General features: G+C 66.6%; 14 protein-coding genes. 9 read left to right on the top strand and 5 right to left on the bottom strand.

Going from position 1 to position 16,891, the window contains the following annotated elements:
- Window positions 1-3: 3 nt before the first annotated feature.
- Both P1X14_RS13940 and P1X14_RS13935 read right to left on the bottom strand, forming a co-directional pair.
- Complete coding sequence (locus P1X14_RS13940; RefSeq protein ID WP_277315989.1) at window positions 4-1,308, bottom strand: TRAP transporter large permease; 1,305 nt, start codon at window positions 1,306-1,308, stop codon at window positions 4-6.
- Window positions 1,308-1,790, bottom strand: a complete 483-nt coding sequence (locus P1X14_RS13935) for a TRAP transporter small permease subunit (protein ID WP_277315988.1) — start codon at window positions 1,788-1,790, stop codon at window positions 1,308-1,310. The genes P1X14_RS13940 and P1X14_RS13935 overlap by 1 nt, the downstream gene beginning before the upstream one ends.
- 169 nt (window positions 1,791-1,959) lie before the next feature.
- Here P1X14_RS13935 and P1X14_RS13930 point away from each other — a divergent pair, with 169 nt between their 5' ends.
- From P1X14_RS13930 to P1X14_RS13890, 9 genes are all read left to right on the top strand, one after another.
- On the top strand, window positions 1,960-2,439 hold the full coding sequence (locus tag P1X14_RS13930) for a MarR family transcriptional regulator (RefSeq protein WP_277315987.1): 480 nt from the start codon (window positions 1,960-1,962) through the stop codon (window positions 2,437-2,439).
- A 102-nt stretch (window positions 2,440-2,541) separates the two neighbouring features.
- Window positions 2,542-3,966 (top strand): aldehyde dehydrogenase, encoded by a 1,425-nt coding sequence (locus P1X14_RS13925; protein ID WP_277315986.1) that lies wholly within the window; start codon window positions 2,542-2,544, stop codon window positions 3,964-3,966.
- 132 nt (window positions 3,967-4,098) lie between these two features.
- A complete protein-coding gene (locus P1X14_RS13920) occupies window positions 4,099-4,935 on the top strand; it encodes a p-hydroxycinnamoyl CoA hydratase/lyase (protein ID WP_277315985.1) in 837 nt (278 codons plus the stop codon).
- A gap of 3 nt (window positions 4,936-4,938) precedes the next feature.
- Complete coding sequence (locus tag P1X14_RS13915) at window positions 4,939-7,044, top strand: acetate--CoA ligase family protein (RefSeq protein ID WP_277315984.1); 2,106 nt, start codon at window positions 4,939-4,941, stop codon at window positions 7,042-7,044.
- A gap of 5 nt (window positions 7,045-7,049) precedes the next feature.
- A complete protein-coding gene (locus P1X14_RS13910; protein ID WP_277315983.1) occupies window positions 7,050-7,931 on the top strand; it encodes an amidohydrolase family protein in 882 nt (293 codons plus the stop codon).
- Complete coding sequence (locus P1X14_RS13905; RefSeq protein WP_277315982.1) at window positions 7,931-9,403, top strand: hypothetical protein; 1,473 nt, start codon at window positions 7,931-7,933, stop codon at window positions 9,401-9,403. Before P1X14_RS13910 ends, P1X14_RS13905 begins: the two co-directional genes overlap by 1 nt.
- Entirely contained in the window at window positions 9,403-10,155 is a 753-nt protein-coding gene (locus tag P1X14_RS13900; protein ID WP_277315981.1) for a hypothetical protein, read from the top strand. The genes P1X14_RS13905 and P1X14_RS13900 overlap by 1 nt, the downstream gene beginning before the upstream one ends.
- A gap of 18 nt (window positions 10,156-10,173) precedes the next feature.
- Complete coding sequence (locus P1X14_RS13895; protein WP_277315980.1) at window positions 10,174-11,490, top strand: MFS transporter; 1,317 nt, start codon at window positions 10,174-10,176, stop codon at window positions 11,488-11,490.
- 31 nt (window positions 11,491-11,521) lie between these two features.
- Window positions 11,522-12,001 carry a MarR family transcriptional regulator gene (locus P1X14_RS13890; RefSeq protein WP_277315979.1) on the top strand — a complete coding sequence of 160 codons (480 nt, stop codon included), beginning with the start codon at window positions 11,522-11,524 and terminating at the stop codon, window positions 11,999-12,001.
- Between the two features lie 220 nt (window positions 12,002-12,221).
- Here the strand turns inward: P1X14_RS13890 and P1X14_RS13885 are convergent, their stop codons facing one another.
- The 3 genes from P1X14_RS13885 to P1X14_RS13875 all read right to left on the bottom strand — a co-directional run.
- A complete protein-coding gene (locus P1X14_RS13885) occupies window positions 12,222-14,453 on the bottom strand; it encodes a TonB-dependent receptor (RefSeq protein ID WP_277315978.1) in 2,232 nt (743 codons plus the stop codon).
- A gap of 115 nt (window positions 14,454-14,568) precedes the next feature.
- Window positions 14,569-15,915 carry an MmgE/PrpD family protein gene (locus P1X14_RS13880; RefSeq protein WP_277315977.1) on the bottom strand — a complete coding sequence of 449 codons (1,347 nt, stop codon included), beginning with the start codon at window positions 15,913-15,915 and terminating at the stop codon, window positions 14,569-14,571.
- The coding region (locus P1X14_RS13875; protein ID WP_277315976.1) for an MFS transporter at window positions 15,912-16,891 on the bottom strand (980 nt) is incomplete at its 5' end. The genes P1X14_RS13880 and P1X14_RS13875, both read right to left, overlap by 4 nt.

The raw sequence follows: 16,891 nt of genomic DNA, 5'->3' as shown, positions 1-16,891 counted from the left end.
GCATCACCCCTGGATCGACGGCAGCCACAGAACGACCGCCGGGAAGGCGATCAGCATGGCGAGGTGGAGGAAATCGCTGACGAGGAACGGGATCACGCCGCGGAAGATCGACCCCAGCGGAATGTCCCTCGCGCCGGCGTGGATCACATAGACGTTGAAGCCGAGCGGCGGGTGGACGAACCCGATCTCCATCGTGCGGACCAGGAAGATGCCGAACCAGATCGGGCTGAGGCCCAGGCTGTGCACCACCGGGAGCAGGATCGGCGTCATCAGCAGCATCAGCGCCAGACCATCGAGGAAGGAGCCCAGCAGCAGCAGGATGATCGCCATCACGATCACTGCCACGGTGGGCGATGCGCCAACCGATTCGACCAGTCCGGTCATGTGATCGGGGATCTCGGTCACGCTGACGAAGGTCGAGAAGATGATCGCGCCGATCACGATCGCATAGATCATGCCGGTGGTGCGCAGCGTCTCGAACAGCGCATGGGTCAGCGCTTCGCGGGTGAACTTGCGGCGTACGGCGAGGATGACGAGCGCACCGACGCAGCCGACCGACGCGGCCTCGGTCGGCGTGAACCAGCCGAGCACCAGCCCGCCGATCACGAACAGCACCAGCAGCGAGATATCGGCGATGCGGATCGCCGCCGCACCACGCTCGCGCCAGGTCGCGCGGGGTCCAGGCGGGGCCAGCTCGGGCTTCCAGCGGACCATGATCAGGATCACGGCGACGTAGAACAGCGCCTGAGTGAGGCCGGGAATGACGGCGGCGGCGAACAGTTTGCCGATCGACTGTTCGGCGATGATGCCGAACACGATCAGCGCGCCACTGGGCGGGATCAGCGAGCCGAGGGTGCCGCCCGCCGCGAGTGCACCGGCTGCGAAGCCGGGATGGTATCCCTGACGCCGCATTTCCGGGAGGGCGACGGCGCTGACGGTGGCGACGGTCGCGAGGCTCGATCCGCTGATCGCGCCGAAGCCCGCACAGCCGCCGATCGACGCGACGCCAAGGCCGCCGCGCTTGTGGCCGACCAGCTTGGCGGCGAGGCCGAAGAAATCGCCGCTGGCGCCCGCCGCGAAGCAGATCTGCGCCATCAGCATGAAGAGGGGAAGGACGCCCAGCTCATAGCGCGAGACCGTGTCGAACGCGATCACGCCGACCTTAATCAGCGCAGCCTCGGGCGAGAGCAGCATGGCGAGGCCGAGCGTGCCGATCAGCGCGAGCGAGGCGCCGATGGGAATGCCGGCCATCAGGATGATCAGCAGGATCACGAACGCGATCAGGCCGATGGTTTCGGGAAGCAGCATCACTTGCGTGTTCCCTTCACGAACTCGACCGCGAAATGGATCGCGGCGATGGTGCAGGCGGCGATCCAGATCAGGCGGAACGGCGCGATGCGGATGGCGAGCAGCTCGGTCATCTCGGTCGTCGGCCACAGGTCCATCGCGACCCATGCCGAACCGAAGGCGACCAGCCCGAAGGTGAGGGCGAGCGCGGCCCGGCCGATCTGGGCGAGGACCTTTTTCGTGCCGTCGGACGCGCGGCCGACGATCAGATCGACCGTGGCGTGGCGGTTCATCAGGCTGACCATCAGCACGCAGGAGGACAGGGCGACGACGATCGATACCTGGAAGATCTCGATCGATCCGATCACCGCGAACCCGGCATGGCGGCCCAGCACCGCGACCGCATCGGTCGCCATTGCCAGCAGCAATCCGGCGGAACCGGTGATAATCAGGAACCGCTGTACGCGACTTGGCGCCTCTGGCGGTCCGGCCGTATCGTCCATGACCCTCTCCCTGCGCGGACTCGTTCCGACCAGATTCGGATGTCCGTCTGGCAAATAAGTTTGCAGATATAACGATAGTTGTCATCAACTATCTTGAGTCGGGATTGTTTGCGAGACTCCATTTTCTGCGTTAGCGCTTTCCGCGACAGGGAAAAGTGACGCGAGCGCGATGGCGGACAAGACCGAAGACGATCTGGAACATGTCGGCCTGGGGCGGCTGGGCACGGCGCTGGGGTTCCGTTTCCGCCGCGTGCAGAACAAGCTGGCGCGCGATTTCGCGACCAACACCGCGGCATGGAAGCTGCGCTCAGGCATGTTCTCGTCGCTGGAGATCATCGCGACCAATCCGGGAATCTCCCAGGCGATGCTGAGCACCGAAGTCGGCCTCGACAAATCGGCGGTCGTTCCGCTGGTCGATGATCTGGAGCGGCGCGGCTGGGTGATCCGCACGCGATCGCTGGAGGACCGGCGGCGCAATCATCTGTCGATCACCGAAGCGGGCAAAACCGAACTGGATTCGCTCGCCCGGCTGATGGTCGAGACCGAATCGAAGGCGCTGGCGGTGCTCACCGATGCCGAGCGCGAGATGATCAGCGACGCGCTCGACAAGGTCTATAACGCGCATATCCGCACCTCGCGGAACGGCTGAACCGGCCAATAATCCAGCTTTGCAGACTTTTGCGCGGAGGCCTTGTGCTGTCCGGAGCAATAAGCTATGCAACATAACAATTCAGGAGCAGGAGAGGCTGAAATGTCCGATACGCTGGTCGCCGAAAAGGCAGCCACCTTCGATCGCATCAATCCGGTGACGGGGCAGGTCGCGACGACCGCCGCCGCATTCACCGTCGCCGATGCCGATGCCGCGTGCGAAACCGCCGCCGCCGCTTTCCCCGCATGGTCCGCCATGGGTCCGAACGCCCGCCGCGCGCTGCTCAACAAAGCGGCCGATGCGCTGGCCGGCAAGGCGGACCAGTTCGTTGACGCGATGATGGGCGAGATCGGCGCGACCGAGGGCTGGGCGCGCTTCAACCTGATGCTGGCGGTCGGCATGGTCCGCGAAGCCGCGGCGCTCACCACCCAGATCGGCGGCGAAGTGATCCCGTCGGACAAGCCGGGCTGCATTGCCATGGCGCTGCGCGAGCCGGTGGGCGTGATGCTGGGCATCGCTCCGTGGAATGCGCCGATCATCCTGGGCGTCCGCGCCGTCGCGGTGCCGCTGGCCTGCGGCAACACCGTCGTCCTCAAGGCGAGCGAACAGTGCCCGCGCACCCATTCGCTGATCGCCGAAGCGTTCGACGAGGCGCTGCCCAAGGGCGCGGTCACCATCGTCACCAATGCGCCGAAGGATGCGCCGGAGATCGTCGGCGCGCTGATCGACAATCCGAACGTCCGCCGCATCAACTTCACCGGATCGACCGGCGTCGGCCGGATCATCGCCAAGCGCGCGGCCGAGCATCTGAAGCCGGTGCTGCTCGAACTGGGCGGCAAGGCGCCGATGGTCATCCTCGACGATGCGGACCTCGACGAAGCGGTGAAGGCCGCGGCGTTCGGTGCGTTCATGAACCAGGGCCAGATCTGCATGTCGACCGAGCGGATCATCGTGGTCGAGAGCGTCGCCGATGCGTTCGTCCAGAAGTTCGCGGCCAAGGTTTCGTCGATGCCGGTCGGCGATCCGCGCGAGGGCAAGACTCCGCTGGGCGCGGTAGTCGACCAGAAGACCGTGGATCATGTGAAGTCGCTGATCGACGACGCGGTCTCGGCCGGTGCGGTGCAGGTCAATGGCGGCGCAGCGAACGGCGTGCTGATGCCGGCGCATGTGATCGACAAGGTGACGCCGGGCATGAAGCTGTTCCGCGACGAGAGCTTCGGCCCCGTCGTCGGCGTGATCCGCGCGCGGGACGAGGCGCATGCGATCGAATTGGCCAACGACACCGAATATGGCCTGTCGGCTTCGGTGTTCACCAAGGACACCGCTCGCGGCCTGAAGGTCGCCCGCCAGATCAAGTCGGGCATCTGCCACGTCAACGGACCGACGGTTCATGACGAGGCGCAGATGCCGTTCGGCGGCACCAAGTCCTCCGGCTACGGCCGCTTCGGCGGCAAGGCCGGGATCGACAGCTTCACCGAGCTTCGCTGGATCACGATCGAGACCGAAGCCGGACATTATCCGATCTGACCTTGCTCCCCTCCCGCAAGCGGGAGGGGCCGGGGGTGGGCGGTCGCTCTCCTCCAACGCATTCGCCCGCCGATACCGGGCGCCCACCCCTGGCCCCTCCCGCAAGCGGGAGGGGGATGAGAGAGAATTGCCATGACCGAATACAGCTCGAACGGCACCGTCGCCTATGATGTGGAAGACCGCATCGCCTGGGTGCGCTTCAATCGTCCCGACAAGCGCAACTGCATGTCGCCGACGCTCAACCAGGACATGATGGAAGTCCTGCACCTGCTCGAATATCGCGACGATGTCGGCGTGCTGGTGCTGTCGGGTGAAGGCACCGCATTCTCGGCCGGCATGGATCTGAAGGAATATTTCCGCGAGACCGAAGCCAAGGGTCTGGGCGCGACGCGTCAGGCGCAGCGCGAGAGCTATGGCTGGTGGCGCCGCCTGCGCTGGTATCAGAAGCCGACCATCGCGATGGTCAATGGCTGGTGCTTCGGCGGCGCCTATGGCCCGCTGTTCGCCTGCGACCTGGCCTTTGCCGCGGACGATGCGCAGTTCGGCCTTTCCGAGATCAACTGGGGCATCCTGCCTGGCGGCGGCGCGACCAAGATCGCGGTCGAGCTGCTCCCGTTCCGCAAGGCGATGTACCACGCCATCATGGGCGAGAATGTCGACGGCAAGACCGCGGCCGACTGGGGTCTGGTCAATGAATCGCACCCGCTCGATGCGCTGAAGGACCGCGTGACCGAAGTGGCGAACGTGCTGCTCAAGAAGAACCCGGTTGCGCTCAAGGCCACCAAGGACGCGATCCGCCGCGTCTCGGTGCTCAGCTATGACGATGCCGAGGATTACCTGATCCGCGCGCAGGAAGCGGCGAACAGCTACGACAATGACGGCCGCAAGGAAGGCATCAAGCAGTTCATCGACGACAAGACCTACAAGCCGGGCCTCGGCGCGTACGACAAGTCGAAGCAGGGCGCCTGAACGATGGTGGATACGCTGGAAAAGCCGCGTGCGAAGTCGCTCGAACGCCTGCTCAAGGCCCGATCGGTCGCCATTGTCGGCGCATCCGAGAAGCAGGGCGCGCTCGGCAATTCGGTGCTTCAGAATCTGGAGCGGCACGGCTTTTCCGGCCCGATCCACCTGATCAATCCCAAGCGTGACGAGATTGCCGGGCGTCCGTGCCTGAAGTCGGTCGCGGACCTGCCCGAGGGCGTCGACGCGGCGGTGCTGGCGATCCCGGGCGCGGCGGTGCTGGATACCGTGCGCGCGCTCGCGGCGCGTGGCGTGGGCGCGGCGGTGATCTTCTCGGCCGGCTTTGCCGAGGGCGGCGAGGAAGGCATGGCAGCGCAGCGCGAAGTCGCGCGGATCGCCGCCGAAACCGGCATGGTGATCGAGGGGCCGAACTGCCTTGGCATGACCAACTATGTCGAAGGCATTCCGCTGACCTTCGTCGAGACGCCGGTGATCGAACTGAGCGGGCCGGGCGTGGGCATCGTGTCGCAGTCCGGCGCGATGGCGGTGGTGCTGGGCACGACGCTGATGTCGAAGGGGCTGGGCATCTCGATCTCGGTCTCGACCGGCAACGAGGCCGCGTCGGGCGTCGAGGATTACGTCGAATATCTGCTGGACGATCCGAACACCGCGGTGATCGGCATGATCGTCGAGCAGTTCCGCAAGCCGGCCGTGTTCCTCGCCTTGGCCGATCGCGCGCGGGCGGCGGGCAAGACCATCGCATTGCTCCATCCGGGCAAGTCGAGCGCGGCGCGTGAGTCCGCCGCGACGCATACCGGCGCGATGGCGGGCGACTGGCAGGTGATGAAGACTTTGGTCGAGCGTGCCGGCGTGGTGCTGGTCGACGGGCTGGAGGAACTGGGCGATGTGATCGACCTGGCCAGCCGTTGCGGTTCGATCCCGGCGGGCGGTACTGCGGTGCTGACCGAGAGCGGAGCGTTCAAGGCGCTGACGCTGGACCTGTGCGAAGCGATCGGCCTCGATCTGCCCGCGCCGGGCGAGAAGACCAGCGCGACGCTGCGCGCGGCGATGCCGGATTTCATCCCGGTCTCGAACCCGATGGACCTGACCGCGCAGGCGCTGGTCGACCCCGATTTGTATCGCCGTACGCTGGCGCCGCTGCTCGATGACGACGCCTATGCCGCGGTCGTGCTGGGCATCATCCAGACCGACCAGACCACGGCGCGGCTCAAGCTGGTGCCGATCATCGACGCAGTGAAGTCGCTGAACCCCGCCAAGCCGGTGATCTTCGCGGGCCTCGATGAAGGCGCGCCGGTGGAGGCGCAGTATATTGCGGGTCTGCGCGAGCTGAACGTGCCGTACTTCCCCTCGCCCGACCGCGCCTTCCGCGCCATCGCGCTGCTGGGCAAGGCGCGCGACTTCGCCAAGTCCGACGCGGAAGCGGTTTCGGTCGAGGTGCCGTCGGGCGTGATCCCCGAATATCGTTCGAAGGAATTGCTCGCGCCGCTTGGCATCCCGTTCCCCAAGGGCGGGTTCGCCGCCACGGTGGAGGAAGCGAAGGCCGTCGCGGCGAAGATCGGCTATCCGGTCGCCCTCAAGGCGCAGTCGGCCGAGCTTTCGCACAAGAGCGATGCGGGCGGTGTGATCCTGAACCTTGCCGACGAAGCCGCGCTCGAGGCGGGCTGGGCGAAGCTGTACAGTAACGTTGCGGCCTATGCGCCGGGTCTGGCGCTGGACGGCGCGCTGATCGAGGCGATGGGCAAACGTGGCGCGGAACTGATCGTCGGCGCGCGCAACGATCCCGAATGGGGGCCGGTGATCCTCGCCGGGTTCGGCGGGGTGCAGGCCGAGATTCTTCAGGACGTGCGGCTGATGCCCGCCGACCTGACCCGCGAAGCGATCGTCGCCGAACTGCGCAAGCTCAAGAGCGGCGCGCTGCTCGACGGGTGGCGCGGCTCGCCTGCGCTGGACGTGGACGCGGTGGCGGAGATCATCGAAGGCGTGGGACGCCTGCTGCGCGGCACGCCGTCGATCCGTGAGATCGACCTGAATCCGGTGGTGGTGTTCCCCAAGGGCGAAGGTGCGGTGGCGCTCGACGCGCTGATGCTGGCGGAGTGACGGCGATGGACGTGGGCCATGATTGGGATGATCTCATCGCGATCGATATCCACGTCCATGCCGAGCATAGCTGCCGCCAGCCGCTCGACCCGATCCAGGCCGAGTTCGAGGAAGCCGCCAGCGTCTATTTCAAGACCGACGCGAAGCGGCCCTCGATCCCCGAGACCATCGCTTATTATCGTGAGCGGAAAATCGGCTTCGTGCTGTTCACGGTCGATATGGAGGCCGGGACCGGGATCAAGCGGATCGCCAACGAGGAGATCGCTGAGGCCGCGGCCGAAAACCGCGACATCATGCGCGCCTTCGCGTCGATCGATCCGCACAAGGGCAAGGCGGGTGCGCTCGAGGCGCGCAAGCTGATCGAGGACTATGGCGTCGCGGGGTTCAAGTTCCACCCGCCGCTCCAGAATTTCGATCCGGGCGACCGGATGGCGTGGCCGCTCTACGAAGTGATCGACCATTACGGTTTGCCCGCGATCTTCCACACCGGCCATTCGGGCATGGGCACCGGCATGCCGGGCGGCGGCGGCATCCGCCTGAAATATGGCCAGCCGATTCTGGTCGACGATGTCGCGGTCGATTTCCCCAACATCAAGATCATCCTGGCGCATCCCAGCTGGCCCTGGACCGACGAGGCGCTGTCGATGGCGCTGCACAAGCCGAACGTGTTCATCGACCTGAGTGGCTGGTCGCCCAAATATTTCCCGCCCCAGATCGTGCGCTATGCCAACTCGCAACTGGGCGGCAAATTCCTGTTCGGCAGCGATTTCCCGCTGATCCCGCCCGACAAGTGGATCGCGGCGTTCGATTCCGCCGGGTTCAAGCCCGAACTGCGCGAGCCGATCCTGAAGGGCAACGCGGCGAAGCTGCTGTTCGGGGACGCCTGATGCGGCTGGGCGTGCTTGCGCTGGCGGTTGCCGTTCTCGGCCTCGGGCTGACCACCGCGGCCAAGGACAAGCCCGATCGCTGGTGGGAACCGGGCGAAGGGCGGACCTTCCCCGCGAAGCTCGAGTACGAGAATGCCGGCGGCACGCTGCGGCTGCTGCTCGAAGGCGGGCCGATGGAGACGAAGGGGCATCCCTTCTTCGAACCGATCGGGCCGAACGGACGCGCCTGCGTCACCTGTCACCAGCCCGCCGATGCGATGAGCCTCGCGGTCGAGGATGTGCAGCGGCAATGGGATCGCAACGGCGCCAAGGATCCGTTGTTCGCTGCGGTGGACGGCTCCAACTGCCCCAGCCTGCCGCAGCAGGAGCGGGCATCGCATTCGCTGCTGATCGATCACGGCCTGATCCGCATCGCGCGGCCATGGCCCATCAAGGGCGCGGACTTCACCATCGAGGTGGTCCGCGATCCCTCGACCTGCAACCTCGACCCGGTCTGGGGCATCAAGTCGAAACACCCGCATATCTCGGTGTTCCGCCGTCCGCGTCCGGTGGCGAACTTCAAGTTCATCGAGGCGATGGGCTTTGCCTATGATCCCAAGGCGGGGATGCCGCTGGCGCTCGATCCCGAGACGGGCAAGCCGGTCGCGGGCAATCTGATGGCCGATGGCCGCGTGCCCAGCCTGACCGCGCAGATGCGCGACGCGGCGGCGACGCACCTGACCTTCACCGGCCAGCTCGACGCCGGCGACATCGCCCGCATCCTCGATTTCGAGCGGCGGCTGTTCGTGGCGCAGCAGCGCGACAGCAGCGGGACGATGCTCGATGCCGATGGCGCGGAGGGCGGTCCGCTCAAGCTGCTCCAGTCCGCCCCCGGCCGCCTCGGCAGTCAGGGTACGCCGGTGTGGAGCGAGTTCGAGGCTTGGGAGAAGCTGCCCGAGGCCGAGAAGGCCAAGCTGCCGAAGGATGTCCGCGAGTTCCGGGATTCGGTCGCGCGCGGCGCGCGGGTGTTCCGCGACAAGACCTTCCTGATCACCGACAGCGCCGGGATCAACTCTCCCGTCGGCTTCGGCAATCCGGTGCGCAACAGCTGCGTCTTCTGCCACAACATGTCTTACATGGGCATGGACGTGGCGCCGGGGCAGGTCGATCTGGGCACGACGAACCTGCCCTTCGCCGATCCGCTGCCGCACCTTCCACTGTTCAAGGTCACCTGCACGGGCAAGCCGCATCCGCATTATGGGCGCGTCATCTACACCCATGATCCGGGCTATGCGCTGACCACCGGAAAATGCGCCGATGTCGGCCGCATCACGCTGCAGACGCTGCGGGGCCTTTCCGCCCGCGCGCCCTATTTCTCCAACGGCAGCGCGAAGGATCTGCGCGGGGTGATCGACTATTACGACCGGCGCTACGCCATCGGCTATACCGAGCAGGAGAAGCGCGATCTGGTGAACCTGATGCGGGCGCTGTGATGAAGGCGGCGTTGCTCCTGTTCGCGCTGGTCGCGGGCGATGCGCAGCAGGCGGTGCGCTTCGTCGCCTGCCCGATCTATCGCGACACCGATGCCGGCAAAAAATCGGGCTGCTGGCTGGCCGAGGATCCGGCGAGCGGCGTGCGCTACGACATCACTTCCTCGCCGACCAAGGCGGACTGGAACCACGCGGTGCTGGTCGAAGGCTTCGTGGCGCAGGGGCAGGGCGATCCGTGCGGTGGCGTGGTGCTCGATCCGGTGCGCGTGTCGGTGCTGGAGGAAGGCTGCACGCGGCACATGCTGCCCGCCGAAGGCTATCCCGGCCGCCGCTTCGCCTTGCCCAAGCGCAACGTGCGGCCGCTCTACGAGGAACGGGTGAAGCCCGCGCAGCCCTTCGCGGCGCGGACCTTCACCATCCCGTTCGACTTCGGCAGCAGCTTCGTCACCTATCAGCTGAGCGACTATTATCTCGACGCGGCGATCAACTATGCGCTCGACGTCCAGCCCGCGACGGTGACGATCACCGGATTCGCGGCGACGGGCAGCGAGCGGATCTCGGAGCGCGACCTTAAGGAGCCGCGCGCGCTGGCGCGGACGCGGGCCGAGGCGATGGCGCGGGCGTTCGAGCTGCGCGGGGTACCGGTGGCAAGGGTTGCGACCGGCCGGCCCGGACCCAGCCGCGACGAAGCGTTCGATGGATTGAATGGCCCCTCGCTTCGGCGCGTCGAAATTAGTATTGAGCCAAAACAATAAGAATCCCCGGGGGAGCAGATGCCGTCCAACGACCCACAGGCCATTGTCGATAACGAGCCGATGTCGCGCTTCCAGTGGGGCGTGGTGGCGATCATGATCGGCCTCAACGCGCTGGACGGGTTCGACGTGCTCTCGATCAGCTTCGCCTCGCCCGGCATCGCCAAGGATTGGGGGATCGACCGCGCTGCGCTGGGCATCGTGCTGTCGATGGAGTTGATCGGCATGGCGATCGGATCGCTGCTGCTGGGCGGCATCGCCGACCGGATCGGGCGGCGCAACACCATCCTGCTGTGCCTGGTGGTGATGGCCGCGGGCATGTTCGGCGCCTCCACTTCGATGGACGTGTACCAGCTTTCCGGCTGGCGCGTGCTGACCGGGCTTGGCGTCGGCGGCATGCTGGCGGCGACCAATGCGGCGGTGGCTGAGGTCTCGAACCTCCAGCGGCGCAACCTGGCGGTGGTGCTGATGGCGGGCGGCTATCCGGTCGGCGCGATCATCGGCGGATCGATCTCGGCCTGGCTGCTGGCGCATTACAGCTGGCATGCGGTGTTCCAGTTCGGCGCGGTGGCGACGCTGGCGTTCATCCCGATCGTGCTGTGGCGCTCGCCCGAAAGCATCTCGTTCCTGCTGACCCGCCGCCCGGCCAATGCGCTGGAGCGGATCAACGCCACGCTGGCGCGCATGGGCCATGCCACTGTCGAGGCGCTGCCGCCGGTCGTTGCCGCGGCGAAGGCGGCCAAGGTGCCGATCGCGCGGCTCTTCTCCGGACCGAATCTGGCGCCGACCGTGCTGCTGACCATCGCCTATCTGGCGCACATCATGACCTTCTACTTCATCCTGAAATGGGTGCCGAAGATCGTGGTCGACATGGGCTTCGCGCCCGCTGCCGCCGCAGGCGTGCTGGTCTGGGCCAATGTCGGCGGCGCGACCGGATCGCTGCTGCTCGGCCTGCTCACCGCCCGCGTGAAGCTGGTGGCGCTGACCGTCGCGGCGATGCTCGCGTCGACGGTGATGATCACCCTGTTCGGCCGCGGACAGGCGACGCTGAGCGAGCTGGCGACCATCGCCGCGATTGCGGGCTTCTTCACCAATGCCGGCGTGGTCGGCCTCTATGCGCTGGTGGCGCGCTCGTTCGGGACCGAGGTACGCGCGAGCGCAACCGGCTTCGTTATCGGCATCGGCCGCGGCGGATCGGCGGCGGCACCGGCCATTGCCGGCTTCCTGTTCGCCGCGGGCTATGGCCTGCCGGTGGTGGCGATGATGATGGCCTGCGGATCGCTGGTCGCGGCGATTGCGCTGATCGTGCTGGCGCGGGTCCAGAAGGCTGCGGCTTGAGCGGCGCGCCGATCCTGACTATCCCCGAGGCATGGGGACGAACGGGGACTTGGGCATAGCGGATTCAGCCAGTGGCGAAGCGGTGACGCTTGGCCCGCTTTCGACGCTGGTCGGCTATCATTTGCGGCGCGCATCGAATGCGTTCGGAGCGGATTTCGCGCGGGCGCTTACCGGCACCGGGATGCGGCAGGTGTTGCTCGCGATCCTGTCGGTCGTGGCGAGCAATCCGCGCGCGAACCAGGGATCGGTCGGCCGGGTGCTGGGCATCCAGCGGGCGAACATGGTCGCGCTGATCAACGATCTGGTCGAACGCGGCCTGATCGACCGCCAGGTCGCCAAGGGCGACCGCCGCGCCTTCGCGCTGACCATCACTGCCGAGGGCCGCAAGCTGCTCGACGAATGCCTGTCGCGCATCGCCGCGCATGAGGCGGAGATGCTGTCCGACCTGTCCGAAGCCGAGCGCGACACGCTGATCGACCTGCTGGGCCGGATCGAGGCGAAGGAGCGGTAAGGGCGCGCAAGCCCCATACCCCTTCTTGCCTCCCCCAGCGAAGGCTGGGGCCCAGTTGCCAATGATGATGTAACGAAGCGATACGCGCGCCATCTGCCGTCCCGCACCCGGGCCACAGCCTTCGCTGGGGAAGACAGAATTTTTGTCTGTGTAACGCCATAAAAGAAAAGAGCGGCGAACCTCTCGGCTCGCCGCTCTCTTTCCAGCCATGGCCGGCGGATTACTCCCCGCCGAACTTCGCCACGAAGCGCACGCCGAACTGGCGAGGCGCGCCGAAGATGATGCCGCCCGCGGCGCTCGACGAGTTCTGGACCTGCGAGGCGATGTAGACCTTGTCGGTGACGTTGGTGACATAGCCTTCGATGCGGTAGCGATCGCCCAGGTTGAAGGTGATGCGCGCGTCGATGATGTCGCGGCCGGGCACGATCGACGAGATGCTGGGGAAGGGCGTCGCGATCTGTTCGCTCAGGTGCGACCACTGGACGCGCGGGGTGACCGAGATGTCGCCGCCCAGCGGGATCTCGTACTGGACGCCGGCATTGATCGTCCATTCGGGCGAGAAGGGCAGGCGGTCGCCCTTGGTGATCGCCTGAAGGGCGTTGGTCACCGTGTTCTGGATCATCGCGTTCGACGCGAATTCGGCGTTGAGATAGCTCAGGCCGCCATTGAAGCTGAGACCGCCGAACTGGCCGGTGATTTCCAGCTCGCCGCCATAGGCGCGGCCGCTGGCGGCGTTCTGGGTCAGCGGCGATCCGTTCTGCAGGCTCTGCAGCTGGATGTCCTTGTAATCCGAATAGAAGACGTCGCCGTTCACGCGCAGGTGGCGATCGAGGATCTCGGTCTTGAAGCCGACTTCGTAGACGAAGTTCTTTTCCGGCAGGAAGCCGGGGACCGGAACCGCGGGCGCGCCGGTGACGAGCGCGAGGTTGTTGCCGCCCGCCTTGTAGCCCTTCGACGCGGTGGCATAGAGCATCGTGTCGTCGGTGACGTGGAAGTTGACGCCCAGCTTGCCGGTCCATTCGCGGCTCGACTGGCTGGTGACGCCCACGGTCGGGCCGGTGGTCACGCCCTGGCCCGCGCCGATGCGGATGCGGTCATAGACCTGCTTGTCCCAGCTGTGACGCGCGCCGGCGATCAGCTCGAGCTGCGGCGTGACGAAGAAATTGACCTGGCCGAACAGCGACTTCGAATTGTTGTCGGCATGGGTGATGCTGGTGTTGGCCGGGGTCAGATAGACCACGGTGTTGGTCTGGTCGCGCTGGAGGCGGACCGGGATGCTTTCGTCCATCAGGAAGCCGCCGACCACCCAGTTCAGCGGGCCGTTGCCGCTGGAGAGGATGTTCACCTCGTGCGTCCAGGTGCGGAAGTCCGAACGGTTGCTGGTCGCGCGGCCGACGCCGTTGTTCGGGTTGTTGGCCGCTGCCGCGCCCGCGGGCGAGACCGAGGTGCGGTCGCCGTCCGCCTGATCGGCGACATAGGCGTCCTGCCACGACGAGATGGCGCGCAGGCGGATGCCGTCGGTGATGTCGGCGCGAACCTCGGCATTGACGCGATAGCCCTCGATCCGCTGACGCGAGACCGCGTCTTCGGAGATCAGGAAGGGATTGGTGCCGGTGCGGACGTTCAGCGTGTAATCGTTGCGGTTCTTGATCGCGTTATTGTCGGTGTCGTTGACGAAATATTCGGCGCGGACATTGATCTTCAGGCGATCGTCGCTGGTGCGGAACGCCATGTTGCCGCGGATCGCGAACAGATCGAGATTGCCCGGCTTGCTCGGGCTGGGGCCGGCATTGGTGCTGAAGCTGTCGCGCGTCTCGGTGATCGCGGCGATGCGCATCGCGAAATTGTCGCTGAACGGCAGGTTCGCGGCGCCCATCACGCGGATCAGGTTGTAATCGCCATAGCTGGCGTCGACCACGCCGCCGAACTGGTCGAAGCGCGGCTCGGGCGTGCGGACGAACACCGCGCCGCCGGTTGAGTTCTGGCCCGTCAGCGTGCCCTGCGGGCCGCGCAGCACTTCGATCGTGCCGATGTCGTAGAAGCTCTGGCCGATGAAGAACTCATGGGTGATCGACTGGCCGTCGATATAATAGGCAACGCCGGGGTTCGAGGTCGGCGCCGACTGGGCGATGCCGACGCCGCGGATGTTGATATAGGTCGAGCGGTTATAGGTGTTGATCGCGACCGACGGGGCGACCTGCTGGATGTCGTTGAGGTTGGTGATGCCCTTCTGGCCCAGATCGTCGCCGGTCAGCACGGTGGCCGAGATCGGCACGTCCTGCAGATTCTGATTGCGGCGCTCGGCGGTGACGACGATTTCGGTCAGCTTGCCGTCGTCGTCGCGGGCCTGATCGGCATCCTGTGCGAAGGCCGGTGCGGCGTGGAATGCCATGACGGCGGTGGCGCAAGCGGCGCCATGAAGCACAGCACGAATCTGCGAACGATTGATCATCGAACCCCTCCTGGAACGTTTCTGGGTGTAATTGTTATGACGCATATCTACCAATATGGGCCGGTTCGTGCAATCGCTTTCATTCGGTCGAGGCAGAACCGAAACGTTTCGCCGGTCAGTGCGGCAAATCGGCCACATCCGGGAGAGTGCGGAGGCCGCGCAGGGCGGCGAGCAGCCCCTCGATGTCCGGCGGAACCAGTGCCAGCGCGGCACACATGCGGAATTTCTCGTCCAGCGCGGCGTCGGTCAGCGGATTGCTCGGATGGCCGAGCGGATGGACGATTCGATGCGTGGCGGCGGTGCCGTCGGCGAAGCGCAGGTCGATGGTCGCCGCGGTCAGATCGGCGCTGCCTGCTTCCGGCACGAAGCTGACGCGCTCCGCAAGCGCATGCAGGCGCGGATCGGCGAGCGCCTCGGGCGTGAAGCTGTCCAGCGTCACTTCGCCATGGATCGCGGCGGTGGCGACGGTGAAGGGCAGGCTGAACTTGGCGTCGATCGCGGTTTGGGGGCGCTGCTTCTGCGCCGCGGGCTCGAACAGCATTTCGAGGAACGGCGCGGCGGTGATGGTGACCGATTCGATCGAGTCGGGATCGGGCGCGTGGGCGATGATCGCCTCGATCGCCGAATGGGTGCCGCGGCAGCTGGGCCAGGGTTTGAAGCTGAGCTGCTCGCCATAGAAGCGGGTGCCAAGGCCATCGAGGATCGGCGCGGGATCGTAGCCGCCGCGCGCATACAGGGCATAGAAGCCGGCCTTGCCCTCGATCGGCGCATCGAAGCCGCGCACGCCGCGCTTTGCCAGCAACACCGCCTGCACCGCCGCCTGCGCCGCGAAACTGTCGCGCACCGCGCGGACGGTGGAATGCGGGCTGTATTTCAGCTCGGCGCTGCAATTGTGCGAGCAGAGCAGCAGGGAGAAGGCGTCGACCGTCTGGGCGCTGGTGAGGCCCGCGATGCGCGCGCAGGCGGCGACCGCGCCGAATGCGCCGAGCAGGGGCGGCGGGTAGAATCCGAACTTGTCCGGACTGTCGATCAGCGCCAGCCCCATGCGGCAGACCAGATCGCAGCCGACCGCGATGGCGGTTATGAAATCCTGTCCCGAAACACCGCCCAGCGTTTCCGCCAGCGCAAGTGCGGCGGGAACCTGCGCGGCGTTGGGATGGGTCGGGGCGCCGTCGAACGCGTCCTCGAAATCCACGGCATGGGCGAGCGCGCCATTGGCCAGCGCGGCGGCGAGCAGCGGGGCGTGACCGGCGCGGCCGATGAGACGCGCCTGTGCCGGGCCGCCGTTTTCCAGCGCGAGATCGGCGAACGCCGCGGTGCCTTCGCCCAGCGACGAGGCCGCGAGCATCACCCCCATCGCATCGACCAGCGAGCGAATCGTCGCCTCGACCGTAGCCGGCGGCAAATCCTCATAGCGGATGCCAGTGACGTGATCGGCGATGCGGGCGGATAGGTTGGTCATGCGGGTTCCCGGGCGGGTGCGAACAGGACAGCGGCAAGTCCGGCGACGGAAATGCCCGCTGCCAGTGAGGCGAGCGTGGGTGCGGCGAAGGCGCTCATCAATGCGGTGACGGCGGCGGTGGTGATCATCTGGATCGCCCCGGCAAGGCTGGAGGCAGTGCCGGCAATGCCGTCCTCCGCATGCATCGCCCCGGCGATCCCGGTGGGCGCCGCGATGCCGCCGCCGGTGCCGACCAGCAGCATCGGCCCGATCAGTGCGATCGGGTTCGATGCGCCGAGCAGGGCGATGACCAGCATCAGCCCGCCGCCGCTGGCAATGGCGATCAGGCCGATGCGGAAGGCGTCGTGCCGCCGGTTGAGGCTGCGCACCATGAAGGTGCCGAGAATGCCGCACGCTGCCACGACCAGATAGCAAAGGCCGGCCTGCGCCGGCGACAGGTGCCATTGCCCGATCAGCAGGAAGGGCGAGCCGCCGAGGAAGATATAGAGCGCGCTGCTGGCCAGCGAATTGCCTGCGACATAGCCGCGGAATCGTCCGTTGCGGGCGAGCCGGGCATAGGCGTGCTGCAGGCGGGGCCGCTCGGCATGCGGAGCGTGACGCGGGATCAGGAACAGCGATAGCGCGGCGATTACCCCGCCGGTCAGCGCAAGCGCGACGAAGACGAAGCGCCAGCCCGCGAGCGAGACCAAGGCGCCGCCGATGGTGGGGGCGAGCGTCGGCGAGAGCAGGATCGCGCTGGTGAGCAGGGGAAGGTTCGCGGCGGCATCGGCGCGGGGCGAAAGGTCGGACACGATGGTGCGCGCTGCGACCACGGCTGCTGCCGCGCCGCACGCCTCGACGAAGCGAGCGACGAGCAGGATCTCGGGGCCGGGGGCCAGTGCCGCTGCTATCGATCCGGTGACGAAGATTGCGGTGCCCGCCAGCAGCACCGGGCGGCGGCCTATCGCGTCGGATACCGGGCCGGCGATCAGCTGTC

Origin of the sequence: Sphingomonas sp. AOB5 (genome assembly GCF_029433115.1) — a bacterium.
Classification (GTDB): Bacteria; Pseudomonadota; Alphaproteobacteria; order Sphingomonadales; family Sphingomonadaceae; genus Sphingomonas.
This window is presented reverse-complemented; position numbering and strand designations above follow the sequence as displayed.

Bases quoted from the DNA above. Each gene is read 5' to 3' on its own strand.
- P1X14_RS13890 (WP_277315979.1), top strand. From the start codon at position 11,522: ATGGGGACGAACGGGGACTTGGGCATAGCGGATTCAGCCAGTGGCGAA.
- P1X14_RS13935 (WP_277315988.1), bottom strand. From the start codon at position 1,790: ATGGACGATACGGCCGGACCGCCAGAGGCGCCAAGTCGCGTACAGCGG.
- P1X14_RS13895 (WP_277315980.1), top strand. From the start codon at position 10,174: ATGCCGTCCAACGACCCACAGGCCATTGTCGATAACGAGCCGATGTCG.
- P1X14_RS13925 (WP_277315986.1), top strand. From the start codon at position 2,542: ATGTCCGATACGCTGGTCGCCGAAAAGGCAGCCACCTTCGATCGCATC.
- P1X14_RS13930 (WP_277315987.1), top strand. From the start codon at position 1,960: ATGGCGGACAAGACCGAAGACGATCTGGAACATGTCGGCCTGGGGCGG.
- P1X14_RS13910 (WP_277315983.1), top strand. From the start codon at position 7,050: ATGGACGTGGGCCATGATTGGGATGATCTCATCGCGATCGATATCCAC.
- P1X14_RS13900 (WP_277315981.1), top strand. From the start codon at position 9,403: ATGAAGGCGGCGTTGCTCCTGTTCGCGCTGGTCGCGGGCGATGCGCAG.
- P1X14_RS13885 (WP_277315978.1), bottom strand. From the start codon at position 14,453: ATGATCAATCGTTCGCAGATTCGTGCTGTGCTTCATGGCGCCGCTTGC.
- P1X14_RS13940 (WP_277315989.1), bottom strand. From the start codon at position 1,308: ATGCTGCTTCCCGAAACCATCGGCCTGATCGCGTTCGTGATCCTGCTG.
- P1X14_RS13920 (WP_277315985.1), top strand. From the start codon at position 4,099: ATGACCGAATACAGCTCGAACGGCACCGTCGCCTATGATGTGGAAGAC.
- P1X14_RS13905 (WP_277315982.1), top strand. From the start codon at position 7,931: ATGCGGCTGGGCGTGCTTGCGCTGGCGGTTGCCGTTCTCGGCCTCGGG.
- P1X14_RS13915 (WP_277315984.1), top strand. From the start codon at position 4,939: ATGGTGGATACGCTGGAAAAGCCGCGTGCGAAGTCGCTCGAACGCCTG.
- P1X14_RS13880 (WP_277315977.1), bottom strand. From the start codon at position 15,915: ATGACCAACCTATCCGCCCGCATCGCCGATCACGTCACTGGCATCCGC.